At 60.8% G+C, this 19400-nt stretch carries 21 protein-coding genes; 20 read left to right on the top strand and 1 reads right to left on the bottom strand.

All coding sequences use genetic code 11. The annotated features are described in order from the left end of the window. The first annotated feature begins 6 nt into the window (after positions 1–6). From I2E45_RS07215 to prfA, 3 genes are all read left to right on the top strand, one after another. A complete protein-coding gene (locus I2E45_RS07215; protein WP_195445300.1) occupies positions 7–792 on the top strand; it encodes an amino acid ABC transporter ATP-binding protein in 786 nt (261 codons plus the stop codon). A gap of 72 nt (positions 793–864) precedes the next feature. Continuing rightward, entirely contained in the window at positions 865–2280 is a 1416-nt protein-coding gene (locus I2E45_RS07210) for a M20/M25/M40 family metallo-hydrolase (protein WP_195445297.1), read from the top strand. 248 nt (positions 2281–2528) lie between these two features. Next, entirely contained in the window at positions 2529–3596 is a 1068-nt protein-coding gene (gene prfA / locus I2E45_RS07205; RefSeq protein WP_035138783.1) for a peptide chain release factor 1, read from the top strand. Between the two features lie 332 nt (positions 3597–3928). Here prfA and I2E45_RS07200 read toward each other — a convergent pair whose 3' ends face one another. Further along, positions 3929–4192 carry a hypothetical protein gene (locus I2E45_RS07200; RefSeq protein WP_195445324.1) on the bottom strand — a complete coding sequence of 88 codons (264 nt, stop codon included), beginning with the start codon at positions 4190–4192 and terminating at the stop codon, positions 3929–3931. A gap of 36 nt (positions 4193–4228) precedes the next feature. Here I2E45_RS07200 and I2E45_RS07195 point away from each other — a divergent pair, with 36 nt between their 5' ends. The 17 genes from I2E45_RS07195 (at position 4229) to I2E45_RS07115 (ending at position 19180) form a co-directional block, all read left to right on the top strand. Then, the gene (locus I2E45_RS07195; RefSeq protein WP_195445295.1) at positions 4229–5479 is read left to right on the top strand and encodes a N5-glutamine methyltransferase family protein; all 1251 of its coding nucleotides are present in this window, start codon (positions 4229–4231) and stop codon (positions 5477–5479) included. Positions 5480–5547: 68 nt separating this feature from the next. Then, positions 5548–5733 (top strand): type II toxin-antitoxin system HicA family toxin, encoded by a 186-nt coding sequence (locus tag I2E45_RS07190; RefSeq protein WP_152067890.1) that lies wholly within the window; start codon positions 5548–5550, stop codon positions 5731–5733. A gap of 11 nt (positions 5734–5744) precedes the next feature. Beyond that, positions 5745–6191 (top strand): type II toxin-antitoxin system HicB family antitoxin, encoded by a 447-nt coding sequence (locus I2E45_RS07185; protein WP_118260181.1) that lies wholly within the window; start codon positions 5745–5747, stop codon positions 6189–6191. 134 nt (positions 6192–6325) lie between these two features. Continuing rightward, positions 6326–7069 carry an L-threonylcarbamoyladenylate synthase gene (locus I2E45_RS07180; protein WP_117630040.1) on the top strand — a complete coding sequence of 248 codons (744 nt, stop codon included), beginning with the start codon at positions 6326–6328 and terminating at the stop codon, positions 7067–7069. A gap of 13 nt (positions 7070–7082) precedes the next feature. Next, positions 7083–8624, top strand: a complete 1542-nt coding sequence (gene glpK, locus I2E45_RS07175) for a glycerol kinase GlpK (protein ID WP_195445293.1) — start codon at positions 7083–7085, stop codon at positions 8622–8624. A 123-nt stretch (positions 8625–8747) separates the two neighbouring features. Then, complete coding sequence (gene upp / locus I2E45_RS07170; protein WP_040359658.1) at positions 8748–9395, top strand: uracil phosphoribosyltransferase; 648 nt, start codon at positions 8748–8750, stop codon at positions 9393–9395. Between the two features lie 281 nt (positions 9396–9676). After that, complete coding sequence (locus tag I2E45_RS07165) at positions 9677–9988, top strand: hypothetical protein (RefSeq protein ID WP_022094264.1); 312 nt, start codon at positions 9677–9679, stop codon at positions 9986–9988. Positions 9989–9991: 3 nt separating this feature from the next. Then, on the top strand, positions 9992–10795 hold the full coding sequence (gene atpB / locus I2E45_RS07160; protein ID WP_022094263.1) for a F0F1 ATP synthase subunit A: 804 nt from the start codon (positions 9992–9994) through the stop codon (positions 10793–10795). 124 nt (positions 10796–10919) lie between these two features. Then, positions 10920–11114, top strand: a complete 195-nt coding sequence (locus tag I2E45_RS07155; RefSeq protein WP_022094262.1) for an ATP synthase subunit c family protein — start codon at positions 10920–10922, stop codon at positions 11112–11114. Between the two features lie 15 nt (positions 11115–11129). Continuing rightward, on the top strand, positions 11130–11732 hold the full coding sequence (gene atpF / locus I2E45_RS07150) for a F0F1 ATP synthase subunit B (protein WP_195445290.1): 603 nt from the start codon (positions 11130–11132) through the stop codon (positions 11730–11732). Further along, positions 11722–12198, top strand: coding sequence for a F0F1 ATP synthase subunit delta (locus tag I2E45_RS07145; protein ID WP_006235713.1), 477 nt, complete (start codon positions 11722–11724; stop codon positions 12196–12198). The genes atpF and I2E45_RS07145 overlap by 11 nt, the downstream gene beginning before the upstream one ends. Continuing rightward, on the top strand, positions 12198–13796 hold the full coding sequence (gene atpA / locus I2E45_RS07140) for a F0F1 ATP synthase subunit alpha (protein WP_035138794.1): 1599 nt from the start codon (positions 12198–12200) through the stop codon (positions 13794–13796). Before I2E45_RS07145 ends, atpA begins: the two co-directional genes overlap by 1 nt. Before the next feature lie 5 nt (positions 13797–13801). After that, a complete protein-coding gene (gene atpG / locus I2E45_RS07135) occupies positions 13802–14710 on the top strand; it encodes an ATP synthase F1 subunit gamma (protein ID WP_055310126.1) in 909 nt (302 codons plus the stop codon). After that, positions 14710–16164, top strand: coding sequence for a F0F1 ATP synthase subunit beta (gene atpD, locus I2E45_RS07130; protein ID WP_006235717.1), 1455 nt, complete (start codon positions 14710–14712; stop codon positions 16162–16164). Before atpG ends, atpD begins: the two co-directional genes overlap by 1 nt. Positions 16165–16167: 3 nt before the next feature. Beyond that, on the top strand, positions 16168–16560 hold the full coding sequence (gene atpC, locus I2E45_RS07125) for an ATP synthase F1 subunit epsilon (protein WP_195445288.1): 393 nt from the start codon (positions 16168–16170) through the stop codon (positions 16558–16560). 88 nt (positions 16561–16648) lie between these two features. Further along, a complete protein-coding gene (gene murA, locus I2E45_RS07120) occupies positions 16649–17932 on the top strand; it encodes a UDP-N-acetylglucosamine 1-carboxyvinyltransferase (RefSeq protein ID WP_035138796.1) in 1284 nt (427 codons plus the stop codon). Positions 17933–17944: 12 nt separating this feature from the next. Further along, positions 17945–19180 carry an LCP family protein gene (locus tag I2E45_RS07115; RefSeq protein ID WP_195445286.1) on the top strand — a complete coding sequence of 412 codons (1236 nt, stop codon included), beginning with the start codon at positions 17945–17947 and terminating at the stop codon, positions 19178–19180. Positions 19181–19400 lie beyond the last annotated feature (220 nt).

Here is a 19400-nt window from a genome sequence, read left to right as displayed (position 1 = left end):
ATCATCATGGCAGATACCGCCACTACCGGCACCGCGGCCGCCGCACAGACCAATGAGCCGCTCATCCGCGTCGAGGGCCTGCGCAAGAGCTTTGGCTCGCTCGAGGTGCTCAAGGGCATCGACCTGTCCGTTAACCCCGGCGAGGTCGTCACCATTATCGGCGCCTCAGGCTCGGGCAAATCGACCTTTCTGCGCTGCCTCAACCTGCTCGAGACTCCGGACGCGGGCCATATCTGGTTCCACGGCCAGGACCTTACGGCCGAGCGCTGCAACATTAACAAGCTGCGTGAGGACATCGGCATGGTGTTCCAGGGCTTTAACCTGTTCAACAACATGGATGTGCTCGACAACTGCACGCTTGCGCCCGTCACGCTCAAAAAAATGAGCAAGGCCGAGGCCGAGAAGGTCGCGATGGAGCATTTGACGAGTGTGGGGCTCGAAAAGTTCGCGCACGCCGCCGTGGGTCGCCTGTCCGGCGGCCAAAAGCAGCGCGTGGCCATCGCCCGCGCCCTATGCATGAATCCGCAGATCATGCTGTTCGACGAGCCGACCTCCGCGCTCGACCCCGAGATCGTGGGCGAGGTGCTCGAGGTCATGCGCAAGCTCGCGGCCGACGGCATGACCATGGTCGTCGTTACGCACGAGATGGCCTTTGCCCGAACCGTGTCCGACCGCGTGGTCTTTATGGATAAGGGCGTGGTGCTCGAGGACGCCGCGCCGGCCGAGATCTTTGGCAACCCCAAACACCAGCGCACCCGCGAGTTCCTCTCGCGTTATCTCGAGGACAAGTAACCGACCGCAAATGTTTGCATGACAGGGCCGCTCCCGTGGGGCGGCCCTCGTCATCACAATCGAAAGGATGTCATGGCCGAGGTTTGGCGCTTCTTTGCGCATGAGGATGATTTTGCCGATTTGGACGAAGCTGGTGCGTGCGAGCGCCTGGGCCGCGTGCTGTCGTTTCCGACCATCTCGAGTATGGATGCCGAGGCGGTGAACTGGCAGCCGTTCGACGACCTGCGCGCGTATATGCAGCAGGCTTGGCCGCACGTATTTACGGCGGGTAAGGTCGAGCTTATCGACCATTCGCTATTGGTGACGCTTAGCGGTTCCGACCCTGCCCTCAAGCCCATTATGCTCATGGGTCACATGGACGTGGTCCCCGTGGTGCCGGGTACCGAGGACGACTGGACGTACGCCCCCTTTAGCGGGCATGTAGACGACACCTACATTTGGGGTCGCGGCGCCATCGATATGAAAGACCAGGTCGCAGGCATTCTCGAGGCGGTTGAGTATGCGCTGGCGCACGGTTGGCAGCACGAGCGCACGCTGCTCCTGGCCTTTGGCCAGGACGAGGAGACTACGCAGTACGGCGCAGGCGCCATCGGCCGCGCGCTCGAGGAGCGCGGCATTGAGCTTGAGTACCTGATCGACGAGGGCGACTACCGCATCGTTTCGGCTGCCGAGTACAGCTCGGGCGAGGACTGGCTCATGCACGCCGACCTTGCCGAGAAGGGCTATGCCGATATCGTGCTCAAGACGAAGAGTGAGGGCGGGCATTCGTCCAACCCCTACGGTGGCACATCGCTCGAGGTGCTCAGCCGTGCCATCACCGCAATCTGTGATATCGAGTGGCCGACGCGCGTGACCGACTTGCTTGCCGCCCAGCTCGTCGAGTTGGGGCTCTACACGGCCGATGAAATTGCCGCCAACGGGGATGCCATTGTCCGCGATTGCCTCGCCAGCAAAAAGCTCTATCCGCTGGTGACGACCACCTGCGCGCCCACGCAGATCGAGGGTGGCAGCACCGGCGCCAACGTAATGCCGCAGAATATGTGGGCCAATATCAACTTCCGCATGCTCGAGGGCACGAGCGTGGCCGACGTTGTGGCGCGCTGCTGCGAGTCGGTTGCCGCGGCGGGCCTTGTCGGACGTGTGGAGGTCGAACTCGGCCCCGGCAGCTCTGAGCCCTCGCCGTCCCCGCGCATCGGTGGACCGGGACTCGAGGCCGTTCGCGCCATTGCCGCCCGCTACTTCCGTGATCCAAAGGGGACGGAGGAAAACGGATCATTCGAGCCAGTGGCAATTGTGCCCTCGACCGTGATCGGTGCGACCGACGCTGCCAACTACCAGCACATTTGCCCTGAGTGCATTCGCTTCTCGGCCTTTGTAGTTGATGACGACGAGTGCGATCGCGGTGTCCACGGCACCAACGAGCGCATCACCCGCCGCGCCTACCTCCAGGGCATCCGCTTCCTCGTCGCTCTACTCCAAACGCTCTAGCCAAAAAGCAAGCCCTTGGTGCAATGGAGTCAGGTTTGTTTGCACCAATCATTCCGTGCGGGTTATATGCAGGTTTGCCTGCGCACGCTATCATGTATGGGTTAGACCGCAACTATGTACCCCATACGCGAAGGGATGCGCATGTATCTGAAGATCGACATGCTCTAGCTGGGCTTACCCCCGCAGTGGCGCCTCGCGCCCCATCAATTCTGCCGATTTTCGCCTTCACGCATATAAAGGAGTCCGTCATGCGCGACAAGCTCGAAAAGATCATCAAGGCCTACGAGGAGCTCGAGAAGAAGCTTTCCGACCCGGCCGTCGCCTCCGATATCAAGGAGTTCACGCGTCTCAACAAGGAGTATGCGCACCAGTCCGACCTCATTGCCGCCTCGCGCGAGTACATCGGCGCGCTCGATGACATCGAGGCTGCCAAGGAAATGCTGCACGATACCACCGATGCCGATGAGAAGGAGATGCTCCAGATGGACATCTCCGAAAACGAGGCCAAGCTCCCCCAGCTCGAGGAAGACATCAAGTACATGCTCATCCCGAGCGACCCCAACGACGACAAGAACACCATCGTCGAGATCCGCTCCGCCGCCGGTGGCGACGAGGCGGCCATCTTCGCCGGCGACCTGTACAAGATGTATCAGCGCTTTTGCGAGTCTCGCGGCTGGAAGACTACCGTGCTCGACTCCAGCCCCAGCGAGGCCGGTGGCTTTAAGTCCATTGAGTTCAAGGTCGAGGGCGACCGCGTCTACTCCGTCATGAAGTACGAGTCCGGCGTGCACCGCGTCCAGCGCGTCCCCAAGACCGAGTCCCAGGGCCGCATTCAGACCTCCACGGCTACCGTCGCCGTGCTTCCCGAGGCCGAGGAGATCGACGTCCAGATCAACCAGTCCGACCTGCGCATCGACACCTACTGCGCCTCCGGCCCTGGCGGTCAGTGCGTTAACACCACCTACTCCGCCGTGCGCATTACCCACCTGCCCACCAACACCGTGGTGCAGTCGCAGGAGCAGCGCTCCCAGATCCAGAACCGCGAGGTCTGCATGCAGATGCTGCGCGCCCGTCTGTACGAGATGGAACTCGAGAAGCAGCAGGCCGAGCTCGGTGCCGAGCGCCAGAGCCAGATCGGCCACGGCAACCGTTCCGAGAAGATCCGTACTTACAACCAGCCCCAGGACCGCGTGACCGATCACCGCATCGGTTTCAACTCCACCTACAACGGCGTCCTTCTGGGTGACCAGCTCGGCACCGTGATCGAGGCGCTCGCTGCCGCCGAGCGAGCCGAGAAGCTGGCACAGGCTGTGTAGGTTCCGCCGTTCTACCGAACGGCGGACCAGCCGACGCTGCGCGGGCCGCATTTGGACAATCTGACGTTCAACTTCAAGGGCGCGACCAGAAGGTCAGCGCCCTTTCGTTTCACGTCACCTTGTCTCAAATGCGACCCGCTCGCTGTCCGTCCTCTACCTGCGGCGCTGCCTTGCTCCGGATGCGGTATGCTCAACCTGCGGCGCCTTAGAGGTAGTCATTGGGGACGTTCTTAAATGACTAGGTTGGGCACATTGCTTTGAGATGTTATTCAATCGGCTTTGATGGCCATGAAGTCGGCTACCTGCTCAAAGAAATTAGCGGCATTCATCTGCTATTGAAAATAATGCTCGAAAAATCGTTCAAGAAGTCGCGGGGCGATTTTTGATGCGTCGCGCGTCAAGTGATTTGGCAAGTTCTTGGTTAGATATTGGTTAGTTTTGGGGCAACCTTGCCAAAAGCTTGACGAATGCAAATCTAGACGTCGGCGAATGAACACTTTGAGCGAGCTCGGTGCAAAAATCTGGGCTGATTCTCGATAATCGCCTTCAATCGTCCCTTGCCAAGCGCTGGCCTCGCGTACAATCTGCTCCGACATTCGCGCGCCGTCCGGCGCTTAAGAGGGGAGGGCCCCATGGCAAACGAGATTTGGACCATCAAGCGTTGTCTCGAGTGGACCAAGGAGTACCTGGCCGAGCGCGGCGAGGAGCACCCCCGTCTTTCTGCCGAGTGGCTGCTGTGCGCCGCCACGGGCCTGGCGCGCATTGACCTATATATGCGCATGGACGAGACGCTTAACGCGGCTCAGCTCGAGACCATGCACGCGGCCGTTGTTCGTCGCGCTAAAGGTGAACCGCTGCAGTACATCACCGGCAGCACGCAGTTTCGCATGATCGACGTCGCGTGCGCCCCCGGCGTGCTCATTCCGCGTCCCGAGACCGAGATGCTCGTCGAGGAAGTCCTCAATTATCTGGATGCCGAGGTGCTGAGCCCCGAGGCTGCCGCCCGTCAGCGCGTTGAGCTGCCCTGGAACGATGAGGTTGAGGAGGCACGCAAGGCCGAGGCCGCGCTGGCAGACGAACGCGCGACCGCCGAGCGCCGTGCCGCTAACCTGACGGCCGCCGACGAGGCGGCGCTGGGCGGCGATGTGCTGGGCAGCCGTGCCTATGCCGAGGAGCTGGCCGACCGCGAGGCCGAGGAAGCCGCCGCGCAGGCAGCAGAAGCCGAAGCCGCGGAAGCCGCCGAGCCCGAGCTCGACGAATACGGCATCGCCATCGAGGGTGCCGACCAGGAGACGGCTTCAGCTCAGGATGCCGCTTCGCCTGCCCCAGCCGAGCCCCGCATCGCCCGCGTTCTCGAGGTCGGCTGCGGCACGGGCTGCATTTCGCTCTCCCTTGCCTGGGAGCGCCGCGGCCACATTACCTGCACCGCCACCGATATCGAGCCGCGCGCTATCGATTTGGCCACCAAAAACCGCGATGCGCTTGGCCTCACGTCCGACGAGGTCGCCTTTAGTCTCACCAACCTGGTGAGTTCTATTCCCCGCGAAGAGTGGGGCACCTTCGACGTGCTTGTCTCCAACCCACCTTACATCCCGACCGGCGTCATGCGCTCGCTGCCGCACGAGGTCAAGGATTTTGAGCCCGACCTGGCGCTCGAGGGCGGCGCCGACGGCCTCGATATCTTCCGCCGCCTGCTCAATGCGGCGCCTTACATGCTGCGCGCCGGCGGCCTGTTTGCCTGCGAGCTCTACGAGGGTGCCCTCGATGCCGCGGCCGAGCTCTGTCGCCAGGCAGGCCTTTCGGACGTGCGTATCGTCCATGACCTCACCGATCGCCCCCGCATCGTCCGAGCCATCGTCACCGAGCCCAAACAGCGCCAGTAATATTTATTAACTGGTTAGCAAAAATTATAAAGTAGTTTATAATTAGGACGGCTGAAAGAGGTCGGCCCATGCAACCTCCTACCTTTCGGGAAATCATTGCCCTACTCAAGCACGATGGATTCGTGAAGGTCGCGCAAGTCGGTAGTCATGCTAAGTATGTTTCTGGTGACCGTGTTGTCACCGTGAACGGCTCTGGTGGTGATCGACCAAAGAAGGGCACGTGGGCAAGTATTCGTCGCCAAGCTGAATGGTAGTTGGAGGCAAAATGAGGCAGCGATTTACCTATGACTGCGTTCTCATAAAAGAAGACGACGGTTACTGCGCCAGTTTCCCGCAGATTCCCGGCGCCTTTGCCGATGGCGATACGCGCGAAGAAGCGATTGCCCATGCCACCGAGGCACTGATGGCGTTTTTGGCCGACGACCTCAACAACGGTTTGACTCCGGCAGGGTACGAACGCTCGGCCGAGGTCGTGGCCCTTTCAGTCGAAATCGACCACGAGGACGCTCGGGAAGCGGCGTGCCGAACATTTAAAGACGCAGCGCTGGACCTCAAAGTCTCCGCTCCGCGGATTACCGCGCTGGTCAAAGCCGGAAAGCTCGATGTTGAACTTGTCGACGGCCGTCGGATGATAACGATAGACAGCATCGAGCGCTACGCCGCCCAAGAACGCCACGCCGGCAGGCCAAAGAAGTTCGTCGCAGTCCAATAACCCCCTCACTTTCACCGACTACTAGAGCCGCTCACCAAACCAACATGCGCTCTGGGCAAATAGGTTGAATGTTTCGTGCGAGAATGCCCCACAGTAAACAAACTTGCACCGGAGCGTAAGGGGCTGGCATACACATGCAGACGGTCTATCGGGTATACGAGGGAACGCGCGAGCCGCATCGGCTTGCCGTCGAGCGCACGGCCGAGGTGCTCGGCCGCGGCGGCCTGGCCTTGATTCCGACCGAGACCGTCTACGGTGTCGCCGTGGCAGTCAACGCCTTCTCGGACGCCGTGCCCCAAGATACAAGCGAATTCCCATCGTGGCCGCGCGATCCGCAGGCTGCCGTCAATGGCGCCGCAGTTCCTGCGCTCGGCACCGGCTATCGCCGTATCTTCACTCTCAAGCAACGTGAGCTCACGCAAACCGTCGCTTGGCTGGTCGATGGCGTCGAAGCACTCGACCGCTATGGCGTGGATATCCCGGAAGAGGCCCGCGTGCTTGCCCGACGATGCTGGCCGGGCGCCCTGACTATCGTGGTCAAGGCGGCCCCCTGCGTGCCGACCTTTATGCGCGCCGCCGACGACACGGTGGCACTTCGCGCTTCGGCTTCGCCCGTGGTGCAAGCGCTCATCCGCGCCTGCGGCAGTCCCCTTGCCTGCACGAGCGCCAACACGCACGGCGCGCCTTCGCCGGCAAGCTTTGCCGCCGTCGAGGGTCGCATCCTGGAGGGGGTCGATGTTGCCGTCGACGCCGGTGAGACCCCGTGTCGCGACGCCTCGACCATCGTGTCGTTCCAGCACGGCGGGCTCCAGATCCTGCGCCAAGGCGCACTTCCCGCATCAGAGATCGAGCGGGTCCTGTCCGACCCGATGCAATAGAAAGGTGTAAGCGATGTCGTTGAATCTGGGCAGCCTGGGCATGGAAGATGCCTCGTTTAACTTTGGCGGTTCCTACATCATGGCGCTCGACTGCGGCACCACCTCGGTACTTGCGACCATCGTCGACGAGTATGGATGCATCGTCGCGCAGGCACGTCGCAGCGTCAAAACGAGTTTTCCGCGTCCCGGTTGGGTAGAGCAAGACCCCATGACGGTCCTTGCCAGCCAGATTGCCGTCATGATGGAGGTTCAGTTTAAGAGCGGTATCCATTCCGACCGCATCGCCGCCATCGGCATCTCCAACCAGCGCGAGACCACGGTGGTCTGGGACCGCGTGAGCGGCCAGCCCATCTATAACGCCATCGTATGGCAGTGCCGTCGTACCGCGCCGGCGATCGACGCGTTGGTTGAACAGGGTTGCGAGGAGCTGGTGCGCTCCCGCACGGGACTCACGCTCGATCCGTATTTCTCGGCCTCCAAGGTGCAGTGGATTCTCGACAACGTCGACGGCGCACGCGAGAGCGCGGCGGCGGGCGACCTCATGTTTGGCACCATCGACACCTGGCTCATCTACAACCTCACCGGCGGCCAGGTCTTTGCCACCGACTACACCAATGCCAGCCGCACGGCACTCTTTAATATCCATACGCTCGATTGGGACGACGACCTGCTGGCGCTCTTTGACGTTCCACGTTCCATGATGCCCGAGGTTCGCTGGAGCTCGGGCGACTACGGCCGCGTCGCGAGCGACATCATGACCAACATGCCGCCCATCATGGGCGTGGCGGGTGACCAACAGGCGTCGCTGTTCGGCCACTGTTGTTTCCGTCCCGGCCAGACCAAAAACACCTATGGCACGGGCTGCTTTATGCTCATGAACACCGGCGACGAGATCGTCGAATCCAAGAATGGCCTGGTCTCCACCATCGGTATCGCTGCGGACGACAAAGTCAGCTATGCGCTCGAGGGCTCTATTTTTGCCGCCGGCTCAACGATGAACTGGCTTCGCAACAACATGGGCATCATCTCGAGCGTGAGCGAGTCGGCACAACTCGCCGCTTCGATTAGCGACAACGAGGGCTGCTACTTCGTTCCCGCCTTTGCAGGTTTGGGTGCTCCCTGGTGGGACCCGCATGCCCGCGGTATCGTGTGCGGTCTGACCGGCGCCTCGAGCCGTGCGACCATCGTACGTGCCGCCTGCGAATCCATGGCATATCAGAGCTACGACGTGCTGCGCGCCATGGAGCAGGACGTGGGGCTTTCGATTGAGCGCCTGTCTGTCGATGGCGGTGCCTCGCGCAACGAGTTCATCATGCAATTCCAGGCCGACCTGCTGGATATCCCCGTGCTGCAATGCGAGACGGTGGAGACCACGGCAATCGGTGCCGCGTACTTGGCGGGTCTTGCCGTCGGCTATTGGGAAGACCTGGAGGAGCTGGAGCAAAATGCCCAGATCGTTAGGACCTTCCTTCCCCACATGTCCGCCGAGCGCCGCGAGCAAAACCTTGCGGGCTGGCGTGATGCCGTCAAGCGCTCGCTCGGCACCGCACAGTAGGGCTGCGATGGGCTGCTCGATACAACAAACCGCTAAACTAATGCATGGCGTGCGGCGGCAACATTGCTGCACGCCTTGTCAGCAAGGCCGTTTTGCGGCCGCAACGAAAGGGGCAATCAATCCATGACCGTCACCTACGATGCGTCCCGTGTGACGCTTGTCGATCACCCGCTCGTCCAGCACAAGCTGTCGATCCTGCGCGACAAAAACACCGGCACCAACCAGTTCCGTCAGCTCGTGCGCGAACTCGCGCTTTTTGACGGCTACGAGGCCATGCGCGACCTGCCTATGGAAGACGTCGAGGTCGAGACCCCCATCACTACCGCCACGTTCAAACAGCTTGCCGGCAAGAAACTCGCCATCGTGCCCATCCTGCGTGCGGGCCTTGGCATGGTCGACGGCATCCTCGACCTGGTGCCCTCCGCTCGTGTGGGCCACATCGGCATGGAGCGCGACGAGGTCACCCACGAGCCGCACGAGTATTACTGCAAGATGCCCAAGGATATCGACCAGCGCATCTGCCTGGTCGTCGACCCCATGCTCGCCACGGGCGGTTCGGCCGAGATGGCCATTAGCTACCTGCGCGAGCGCGGTGTCAAGGACATCCGCATGCTGTGCATCGTCGCGGCCCCCGAGGGCCTCAAGTCGCTGACTGAGAAGGACCCTGATGTGCATATCTATACCTGCGCCATCGACGACCATCTCAACGAGGCTGCCTACATCGTTCCCGGCCTCGGCGACGCCGGCGACCGCATCTACGGCACGCTCTAGTCGCTGGGCTAAGACGGCCGCGGCTGCAAATACGAAGAAACGGTGCGCGCGGACGAACAAAAGGCGACCGCGCGCACTCCTGTTAACGGACGTTTTGCCCTGCAGGGTTCGAGAAAAACGTATTACCGTACCTGCGGCATAAAGAAGGTCTTAAGAAAACGAACAGGTGCGTATTAACCGATGCTTTTTCGGTTGTACTTTAGCGATTGGCTCGTACAATAGTCACCAATGTTTGGCGGGAACTGTTCTGTGAAGCGTTAAAAAGGAAAGTGAGGACGCCAGTGTTTCAGATAGCCGATCTGCTCGCTATCGTTGCAGGCGCCATCGCGGGCGCAATTGCCTTCCTTCCCTTTGTCTTTACGCTCAAGCCGGTTCTTGACGATAAACAGAATGCGGACATGCTCAAGGGTATGGTGAGTCTGGCGGTCTCGGCAATCGCCCTGCTCGTCTTTACCTTGGTTGTGTTTGTGTTGTTCGGAGAGGCATTTCGCATGTTCCTCCTGGGCGAGGCGATCGGCTTCGTGGCCTTTATGGCCGCCTGCACGGTTCGCGTCGCCAAGGCGCTGCGAGATCCTCATGAGGTCGAAAGGTAAGTCGTGGAAATTTTTGAAAAGCTGCCTGATGAGATTAATCATCTGGTCAGCGAGTTCAGCTCCACCCCTGTCGTGGGCGATCTGAGCTGCGGCATCACGCAGTACTCGTTTTGGCTGATCGTCTCCACGATCGTGCTCCTGATCGTCCTGGCCGTGTTCAAGAAGAAGCAGACCCTGGTTCCCAAGGGCTTCTTCGTCAACGGTTTCGAGTACATCATCGAGTACGTCGAGAACGATATCGGCAAGGGCGTCGTGGGTGAGAACTGGAAGAAGCACTTCCCGTTCCTGTGCTCGCTTTTCCTGTTCATTCTGATCAACAACATGATCGGCCTGATCCCGGGAATGAAGCCCGGCACCGGCGCAATCGGCTCCACCGCCGCGCTCGCCATCTTCGCCTTCGTGTACTTCATCTACTACGGATGCAAGGCTCACGGCGTGATCGGCTACATCAAGAGCCTCGCCCCGCAGGGCGTGAGCTTCCCGATGAACGTGCTCGTGTGGGTCGTCGAGCTCTTCTCGACCTTCCTGCGCCTCATCACGCTCGCCGTCCGTCTGTTCTGCAACATGTTTGCAGGACACGTGGTCATGGGCTCGTTCGCCATCATGGCGAGCATGTTCATGCAGCCGCTGCTTCAGCAGGTTTCCGCGGCCCACGCCGTCGGCGCCCTGCCTTCGCTGGCCTGGCTTGCCATCCTCATCCTGATCTATGCGATCGAGCTTGTGGTCGGCGCCATCCAGGCTTACGTCTTCACGGTCCTTACCGCCGTGTATGTCTCCGAGGCAGAGGAGGTCGCGGAGGAGGAGTAGTCTTCCGTTCGCGCCTTAAAGGTAAGGCAATTCGTTAAACCGCCGGTGCCCGTACCCATGGAGCCCGGCAGTTATAAAAAGGTTATCCTGCGTGAAATAAGACACGCACGACAAAGGAGGAATCGTGGGAGTTATCGGTTACGGTCTCGGTGTTATCGGCGCTGGTCTTGCTATCGGCCTGTCTGCTCTGGGTGCTACGGGTGCTATGGCCCGTCAGCCTGAGGTCCAGGGCCGCGTGTTCACCGTCTTCATCATGGGCTCCGCCTTCGGCGAGGCTCTGGCTCTGATCGGCTTCGTTGTCGCGCTGATCGTTAAATAGCACGGAGCGTCAAGTATGAATCTTTCATCCCAGAAGAGCGCGATCGCACTCTCCGCGTCCGCGGCCGCGCTGCTCATGCCGGTTTCCGCGTTCGCTGAGGACGGCGCTGCCGGTGCGGACATCCTCATCCCTAAGATGGCGGAGTTCATCCCGGCGCTTATCGCCTTCCTGATTATCTGGATCGTGCTGGCCAAGGTCGCCCTGCCGGGCATCATGAAAACCATGGAGGAGCGCGGCAAGAAGATCGAGGAGAGCCTCGACGAGGCCGAGAAGACCAAGCAGGAGGCTATCGCCAAGCGCGCTGAGTCCGACTCGATCGTCACCGACGCCCGTCGTCAGGCTGCCGACATCGTTCTCGAGGCCCGTAAGGACGCCGAGTCCGAGCGCGCCCGCATTATCGAGGCTGCTCACAAGGAGGCCGAGGAGATCATCGCCAAGGCTCATACGACCGTCGAGGACGAGCGCAAGTCCATCTACGCCGGTGCCGCGAGCTCCATCGCCGACCTGTCCGTTGCCGTCGCCAACAAGATCGTGGGCGAGGCACTCGAGGACGATGCCGAGCAGAAGAAGCTCATCGAGCGCTACATCCAGGAAGCAGGTAGCCTGAATGCCGACTAGCCGCTATCAGGACAAGGTGCTCGAGACCTACGCGCGCTCCCTTCTGGAAGCCGCTAAGGCCGAGAACCATGTGTTCGAGGACCTCGAGATGATCGAGCGTCTGGCTAGCGCCAGCCCCGAGATCATCGCCGTGCTCGACACCATGTCCAAGCGCGACCAGCTCGACCTTCTTCCCAAGGTGGCAGCTGCCTTTAAGTATGTTGCCGAGGAAGACGAGGATGTAGTGGGCGTGACCGTCACCACGGCGATCCCGCTCGACGACGAGCTGCGTCAAACCATCACTAAGAAATGCGAGCAGGACTTCGGCCGCAAGGTATTCCTTATCGAGCAGGTCGACCCGTCTATCGTGGGCGGCCTGGTGCTCGAGGCCCGCGGCGAGCGTCGTGACATTTCCGTCAAGACGCAGCTGCGCATCGCGCAGGAGACCCTCGCAAACTCTGCTAATTCGTACGGAGGTGAAGCCTAATGTCCGAAACCCTCAATGCCCAGGATATCGCCAAGAAACTGCAGGAGCAGCTCACGAGCCTCTCCGCGACGGTCGATACGCATGAGGTTTCAACGGTCGACGAGGTAGGCGACGGCATCGCGCGCGTCTCCGGCCTCAAGAGCGCCATGGCAGGCGAGCTTCTGGAGTTCAAGAGCTCCGATACCGGTGAGACCGTCTTCGGCCTTGCCCAGAACCTTGACCGTGACGAGGTCGGCGCCGTTCTGTTTGGTGCCGTCGACTCCATCAAGGAAGGCGACGAGTGCCGCACCACTGGCCGCATTATGGATATCCCTGTGAGCCGCGCCATGCTCGGCCGCGTCGTCAATCCGCTCGGCCAGCCCATCGACGGCCTGGGCGACATCGTCGCCACGCACCGTCGCCCCATCGAGTTCAAGGCCCCCGGCGTCATCGACCGTACCCCGGTGTGTGAGCCGGTTCAGACCGGTCTGCTCGCTATCGACTCCATGGTGCCTATTGGCCGCGGTCAGCGTGAGCTCATCATCGGCGACCGTAAGACCGGTAAGACCGCCATCGCCATCGACGCTATCCTCAACCAGCGCGGTAAGGGCATGGTCTGCATCTATGTCGCCATCGGCCAGAAGGCCTCCACGGTTGCCAACATCCGCGAGACCCTCGCTCAGCACGGTGCGCTCGACTACACCATTATCGTTTCGGCCACCGCTGCCGATTCCGCCCCTATGCAGTACATCGCGCCTATGGCCGGTGCCGCTATCGGCGAGTTCTTCATGTACAACGGTGAGGACGGCAAGCCCGCCAGCGAGACCAACCCCGGTGGCCACGTGCTCGTCATCTACGACGACCTGTCCAAGCAGGCCGTGGCCTACCGTCAGATGTCGCTGACGCTGCATCGTCCGCCCGGACGCGAGGCCTATCCTGGCGACATCTTCTACCTGCACTCTCGTCTGCTCGAGCGTGCAGTCAAGATGTCCAAGAAGAACGGTTACGGCTCCATGACGGCTCTTCCGATCATCGAGACCCAGGACGGCGACGTCTCGGCCTACATTCCGACCAACGTCATTTCCATTACCGATGGTCAGATCTACCTGCAGTCCGAGCTTTTCTTCCAGGGCCAGCGCCCGGCAGTCGACGTGGGCATTTCCGTGTCCCGCGTCGGTGGCGACGCACAGACCAAGGCCATGAAGCAGGTCGCCGGCAACCTCCGTCTGGACCTTGCTTCGTACCAGGAGCTCGCCGGCTTCACACAGTTCGGCTCCGACCTCGACGAGGCCACGCAAAAGCAGCTTACCCACGGCGCTCGCATGACTGAGCTCCTTAAGCAGCCGCGCTACAAGCCGTTTGAGGTTGGCGAGCAGATCGTTACGCTGTTCGCTGGCAACGAGGGCTTCCTGGATGACCTGGAGATTGCCGACGTGCTGCCTTTCCGTGCCGAGCTCATCGAGTACATGGACAATGGCTTTGGCTCGCTGCTCGACAAGGTTCGCGCCAAGAAGATCGATGATGACACCAAGGCTGAGCTCTTGCGCGTCATCGGCGACTTCAAGCAGCAGTTCATGGCCAAGCACCATTCGGATGTTTCTGGATCAGAGGAGAACTAAGCCCCATGGCCAACCTTCGCGACATTAAGAAGCGAATCTCCTCGGTTACCACGACCAAGCAGATCACGCGCACGATGGAGATGGTCTCTACGGCCAAGATCCGTCGTGCTCTCGATCGCTCCAAGCAGGCCGAGCCCTATAAGGAGGCGCTGACCGACGTCATGTTGACGGTCGCCGGCGACGCCTCCTGTTCGGGCACCGATCCCATGCTGCAGAAGCATGAGAGCGTCAAGCATGGCCTGATTGTCGTTATTGCCTCGGACCGCGGCCTTGCCGGCGGTTTCAATACGACGGTGGAGCGCACGGCCGAAAAGCTCGCCGCTTCTTGGGCGAACGACGGCATCGAGTGCGAGATCATCGCGTGTGGGCGCAAACCGGCCACGTATTTCCGTGACCGCGAAAACGTCGTCATGCACTTTGAGGGCAACTCCTCTGAGCCCGATTTCAATCAGGCCCGCATGATCTCCTCTCATATCTGCGATGCGTATCGTGCCGGTGAGCTTGACCGTGTCGAGCTTGTCTACCACCACGCCAAGAACCGCGTGGATCAGGAGCTTCGCGTCGAGCATCTGTTGCCGCTCGACCCCGAGATGATCGCTATGGCCCACGGTCCGCGTAAGAACGAGACCGACGCCCCTAAGCGCATCTCGTCCACGTTCGAGTTCGTGCCCTCTCCCGAGCATGTTCTCGGCAAGCTTGTGCCGTCTTATATCCTGACGGTCATCTACCAGGCCCTGATCGATTCGGCGGCTGCCGAGCAGGGTGCACGCCGCAAGGCCATGCACTCCGCGACGGAAAACGCCACCGCGATCATCTCGACCCTTACCCGCACGTATAGTCGCGTGCGCCAGGCTTCGATCACGACCGAGATTAACGAGATCGTCGGCGGAGCCTCAGCATTGGAGGAACAGTAATGGCTAATAACACCGTAAAGCTTGCGGTCGAGGAAGCCACCAAGAAGACGACTGCCGGTGATGGTCGCATCGTGCGAATCATCGGCCCTGTCGTCGACGTCAAGTTTGACGGCGCGGTGCCCCCGATCTACAACGCGCTCACGGTCGAGGCCGAGACCCCGATCGGTCACCTGAGCACGATCCTCGAGGTCGAGAGCCAGCTTCCGGGCGGCGTCGTCCGCACGGTCGCCATGTCCTCGACCGACGGCCTGCAGCGCGGCCTCATCGCCACCGATACCGGTGAGCCCATGAAGATGCCCGTTGGTCCCAAGACGCTCGGCCGCATTTGGAACGTCATGGGCAAGCCCGTCGACGGCAAGCCCATGCCCGAGGTGGAGGAGTTCTACCCCATCCACCATGCAGCGCCCCGTTTCGACGAGCTCACCACCAAGACCGAGATCTTCGAGACCGGCATCAAGGCTGTCGACCTGCTCGAGCCCTACATCCGTGGCGGCAAGACGGGCCTGTTCGGCGGCGCCGGCGTCGGCAAGACCGTTCTGATTCAGGAGCTCATCAACAACCTCGCCCAGGAGCACGGCGGCACCTCGGTGTTCACCGGCGTCGGCGAGCGTACCCGCGAGGGCACCGACCTGTTCCTCGAGATGAGCGAGTCTGGCGTTATCGACAAGACCTGCTTGGTCTATGGTCAGATGAACGAGCCGCCCGGAGCGCGTCTGCGCATCGGTCTGGCCGGCCTTACTACCGCTGAGTATTTCCGTGATCGTGGCCAGGACGTTCTGCTGTTCATCGACAACATCTTCCGCTTCTCCCAGGCAGGTTCCGAGGTTTCCGCACTGCTGGGCCGTATGCCGTCCGCCGTTGGTTACCAGCCCACGCTGGCAACCGAGATGGGCGACCTCCAGGAGCGCATTACCTCGACCAAGACGGGCTCCATTACCTCCGTCCAGGCTGTCTACGTCCCCGCAGACGACCTGACCGACCCGGCGCCTGCCACAACGTTTACGCACCTCGACGCCACCACGGTTCTTTCGCGTAGCATTTCGTCGCTCGGCCTGTTCCCGGCTATCGACCCGCTCGCATCTTCCTCCGACGCTCTCGATCCCTCGATCGTCGGCGAGGAGCACTACCGTGTCGCCGTCAAGGTCCAGGAGCTCCTGCAGGAGTACTCCGACCTTCAGGACATCATCGCCATTCTGGGTATGGACGAGCTGTCCGAGGAGCAGCGCCTTACGGTCAACCGTGCCCGTAAGATTCAGCAGTTCCTCTCGCAGTCCTTCCACGTCGCCGAGAAGTTCACCGGCAACCCCGGTGTCTACGTCCGCGTCGAGGATACCGTCCGCTCTTTCGCCGAGATTGTCGACGGCAAGGCCGATGACCTGCCCGAGCAGGCTTTCCGCTATGCTTCCACGATTGAGGACGTGCGCGAGCGCGCCCGCAAGATGGGGGAGAAGTAGGTTATGCGTATCCGCATCGTGTGCCCCGTGAGCTGCGCCTATGAGGGCGACGCTGCGTTTGTGTCGATTCCGTCCACGGATGGCGAGTTTGGCGTTCTGCCTGCTCACTCCAGCGAGATCTGCACGATCGACCGCGGTTACGTTCGCGTTTCCGATAAGGCCATGGGCACTGTCGACCACACGTTTGCCGTGGCCGGCGGCTATGCCCAGGTTGCGGACGATGTCGTGACCGTTCTCGCCGAGCGCGCTTGCGATTTGGCGACCGTCGATGCCGACAAGCTTAAAGCTGATATTCAAGGTTTTGAAGAGAAGCTGGGTAATTTGTCGGAGGATGATGCACGCCGCGCCTACCTCTATAATGAAATCGCATGGTGTAAGCTCAAGCTTACCCAATAGTCAAACGATTTAGCGTTCGACCATTTGCGAACACATCATGCCCGGGATGGCTCAGCCATCCCGGGCATGCTTTTTGAAAGGGTAGACCTTGGATATTATCCGCGTTGAGGGTGGCCACGCCATCGGAGGCTCCGTGCCCGTTTCGGGCGCCAAGAACTCCGCACTCAAACTCATGGCGGCAACGCTTCTGGCGCCGGGCAAGACGACGCTGCAGAACGTGCCCGATATTTCCGATGTCCACGTGATGGGCAAGGTGCTCAAGGGCATGGGCGCTACGATCGATGTTCTCGACGAGCACACGCTCGAGATTGATACCTCTCAGGTCGATTCTTGGGAGGCCCCCTACGAGCTCGTCGCCAAGATGCGTGCTTCCACCGCCGTGATGGGACCCCTGCTGGGCCGCTTCCATCGCGCCAAGATCGCCATGCCGGGCGGCTGCAACCTGGGTGCTCGCAAGATCGATATGCACATTCTTGGTCTCGAGGCCCTGGGCGTAGAGTTCGATACCGCCCACGGCTACATCAACGCTAATGCGCCCCAAGGTCTGCGCGGTACCACCGTTACGCTCGAGTTCGCCAGCGTCGGTGCGACCGAGAACCTCATCATGGCATCCGTGCGCGCGCAGGGCACCACGGTTATCGACAATGCCGCCCGCGAGCCCGAGATCGTCGATCTCGCCAACATGCTCAACGAGATGGGCGCCAAGATTGTTGGCGCCGGTACGCCTGTCGTGACCATCGAGGGCGTGGAAGAACTGCATCCTGTTACCCATCGCGTAGTGGGCGACCGCATCGAGGCCGGTACCTTTATCGTTGCCGGTGCGTTGATGGCCGACGATCGTGGTGTCGATGTCACGGGCTTTTGCCCCATTCACTTGGGCATGGTGCTCAAGAAGATGGAGCTCATGGGTATCGACTGCGAGCGCGTCGAGGATGGCGTCCATGTGAACCGTGCCGAGCGTATCAAGCCGGTCGACATCCAAACGCTTCCGTTCCCCGGCTTCCCGACGGACATGCAGGCGCAGATTATGGTGCTCTCCGCTCTCGCCGACGGCAGTTCCGTTATTACCGAGAACATCTTCGAGAATCGCTTTATGTTTGCCTCTGAGCTGGTGCGCATGGGTGCCGACATTCGTATCGAGAGCCATCATGCCATGATTCATGGCGTCAAGGGTTTCTCGGGTGCACAGGTTACCTCGCCCGATCTGCGTGGCGGAGCGGCCCTCGTCGTAGCGGGCTTGATCGCCGACGGGACGACCGAGGTTTCGGCTATCCATCACATCAAGCGCGGCTACGAGCAGTTTGTCGAAAAGCTGCAGGCGCTCGGCGCGCATGTCGAGCATGCTACCGTCCCCGATCCCGTCATCTACTAATACAGGTTGCCTATGTTTAATAAAAAGCCCCTCGCGGATACCACCGCCCGAAGACCCTCAACTGGTGCGCAGGCCAAGATCTACAGTCGCGATAACGTGGCTCGCTATTCCGAGCGCGCTCGTCAACGTCGTCGTAGCCACACGATTCGTCACGTCGCGCTCATTGTCGTGCTTGGTGTGCTGCTGAGTGCCACTACCGCTGCCGGCCTGTGGTTTGCCACCATTATGGGCAAGCTCGGCGATTCTAATGTCATTACCGACAATCTGCGTCGGGTTCTGGTTGACACCGATGAGGCAAAGGATCCGTTCTACGTGCTGCTTCTTGGCACCGACGGCCGTCCGGGCGAGGATACGTATCGTGCCGACTCGATTATCCTGGCACGCATCGACCCCACGCAAAAGCAGGCGACGCTCATTTCCGTTCCGCGCGACACCAAGGTCGAGTACAAGGGCGAGACCATGAAGATCAACGCCTGCCATACCGTTGGCGGCGCCGAGGCCATGGTCGAGGCGGTCAACGAGCTGTGCGGTGTTCAGATTTCCCACTATGCCGAGGTCAGCTTCGACGGTATGCAGGCGCTGATTGATTCGGTTGGCGGTATCGACATTAACGCAACCGATGATGTTGACGACCCCGAGCACCTGGATATTAAGATTACCGCTGGCCAGCAGCATATGGACGGTACCACCGCCCTTACCTATGCCCGCTGCCGCTACACCTATGCCGACGGCGATTACACACGCATGCGCCACCAGCGTCAGGTGCTTGGCGCCCTTGCCAACCAGATTCTCAATAACTTCGATGCCACGAAGATTTTTGGCCTGGTTAATTCGCTGTCCGATATGCTCGTAACCGATATGAGCGTTCAGGATATCGTGGCTACGGTCAACGCCATGCGCGGTATGGATGTCGACGGTATCTACTCGGCCAACCTGCCCTCGTACGCCGACGACAGCACCATGATCGACGGTGTGAGCTACGTCTTTGTCTACGAGGACGAGCTCAAGGAAATGATGGAGCGCGTCGATGCCGGCAAGGATCCCAAGGGTCCCAACACCATGGGTCTTTCCGACGGTTCCAGCTCTACAATCGGCGACCTGAACAACAACACGTCTGACGACTACGCAAACGGTACCGCAACCTCATCGGTCAGCTCTGACGATTCCGATGACTCAAGCGATTCGAGCGATTCGGACTACTACGAAGAGCCCACCGGCGACGGCAACGGCTACGAAGCCAATTATTAGGGTTACGCGGGCTTACCAGCCCGCGTAACCAGTTGACGCTGCAAACCCGCCAGAGTGGCAATCTGCCTTTCAACTTCGGCGGCATGACCAGAAGGTCAATGCCGCCTCGCTTCAAGGCACCTTGCTCGCTCTGGCGGGCTTTCGCTCATATGACCCAATCCGCTGTCAAGAGCCACAATGGCCCCGCCGACCGCTTGCAATCGGTCGGCGGGGCCTGCCG

Origin of the sequence: Collinsella aerofaciens (assembly GCF_015555045.1) — a bacterium.
Classification (GTDB): domain Bacteria; phylum Actinomycetota; class Coriobacteriia; order Coriobacteriales; family Coriobacteriaceae; genus Collinsella; species Collinsella aerofaciens_W.
Note: the sequence above shows the minus strand (reverse complement) of the source record. Positions and strands in the feature narration are given on the sequence as shown.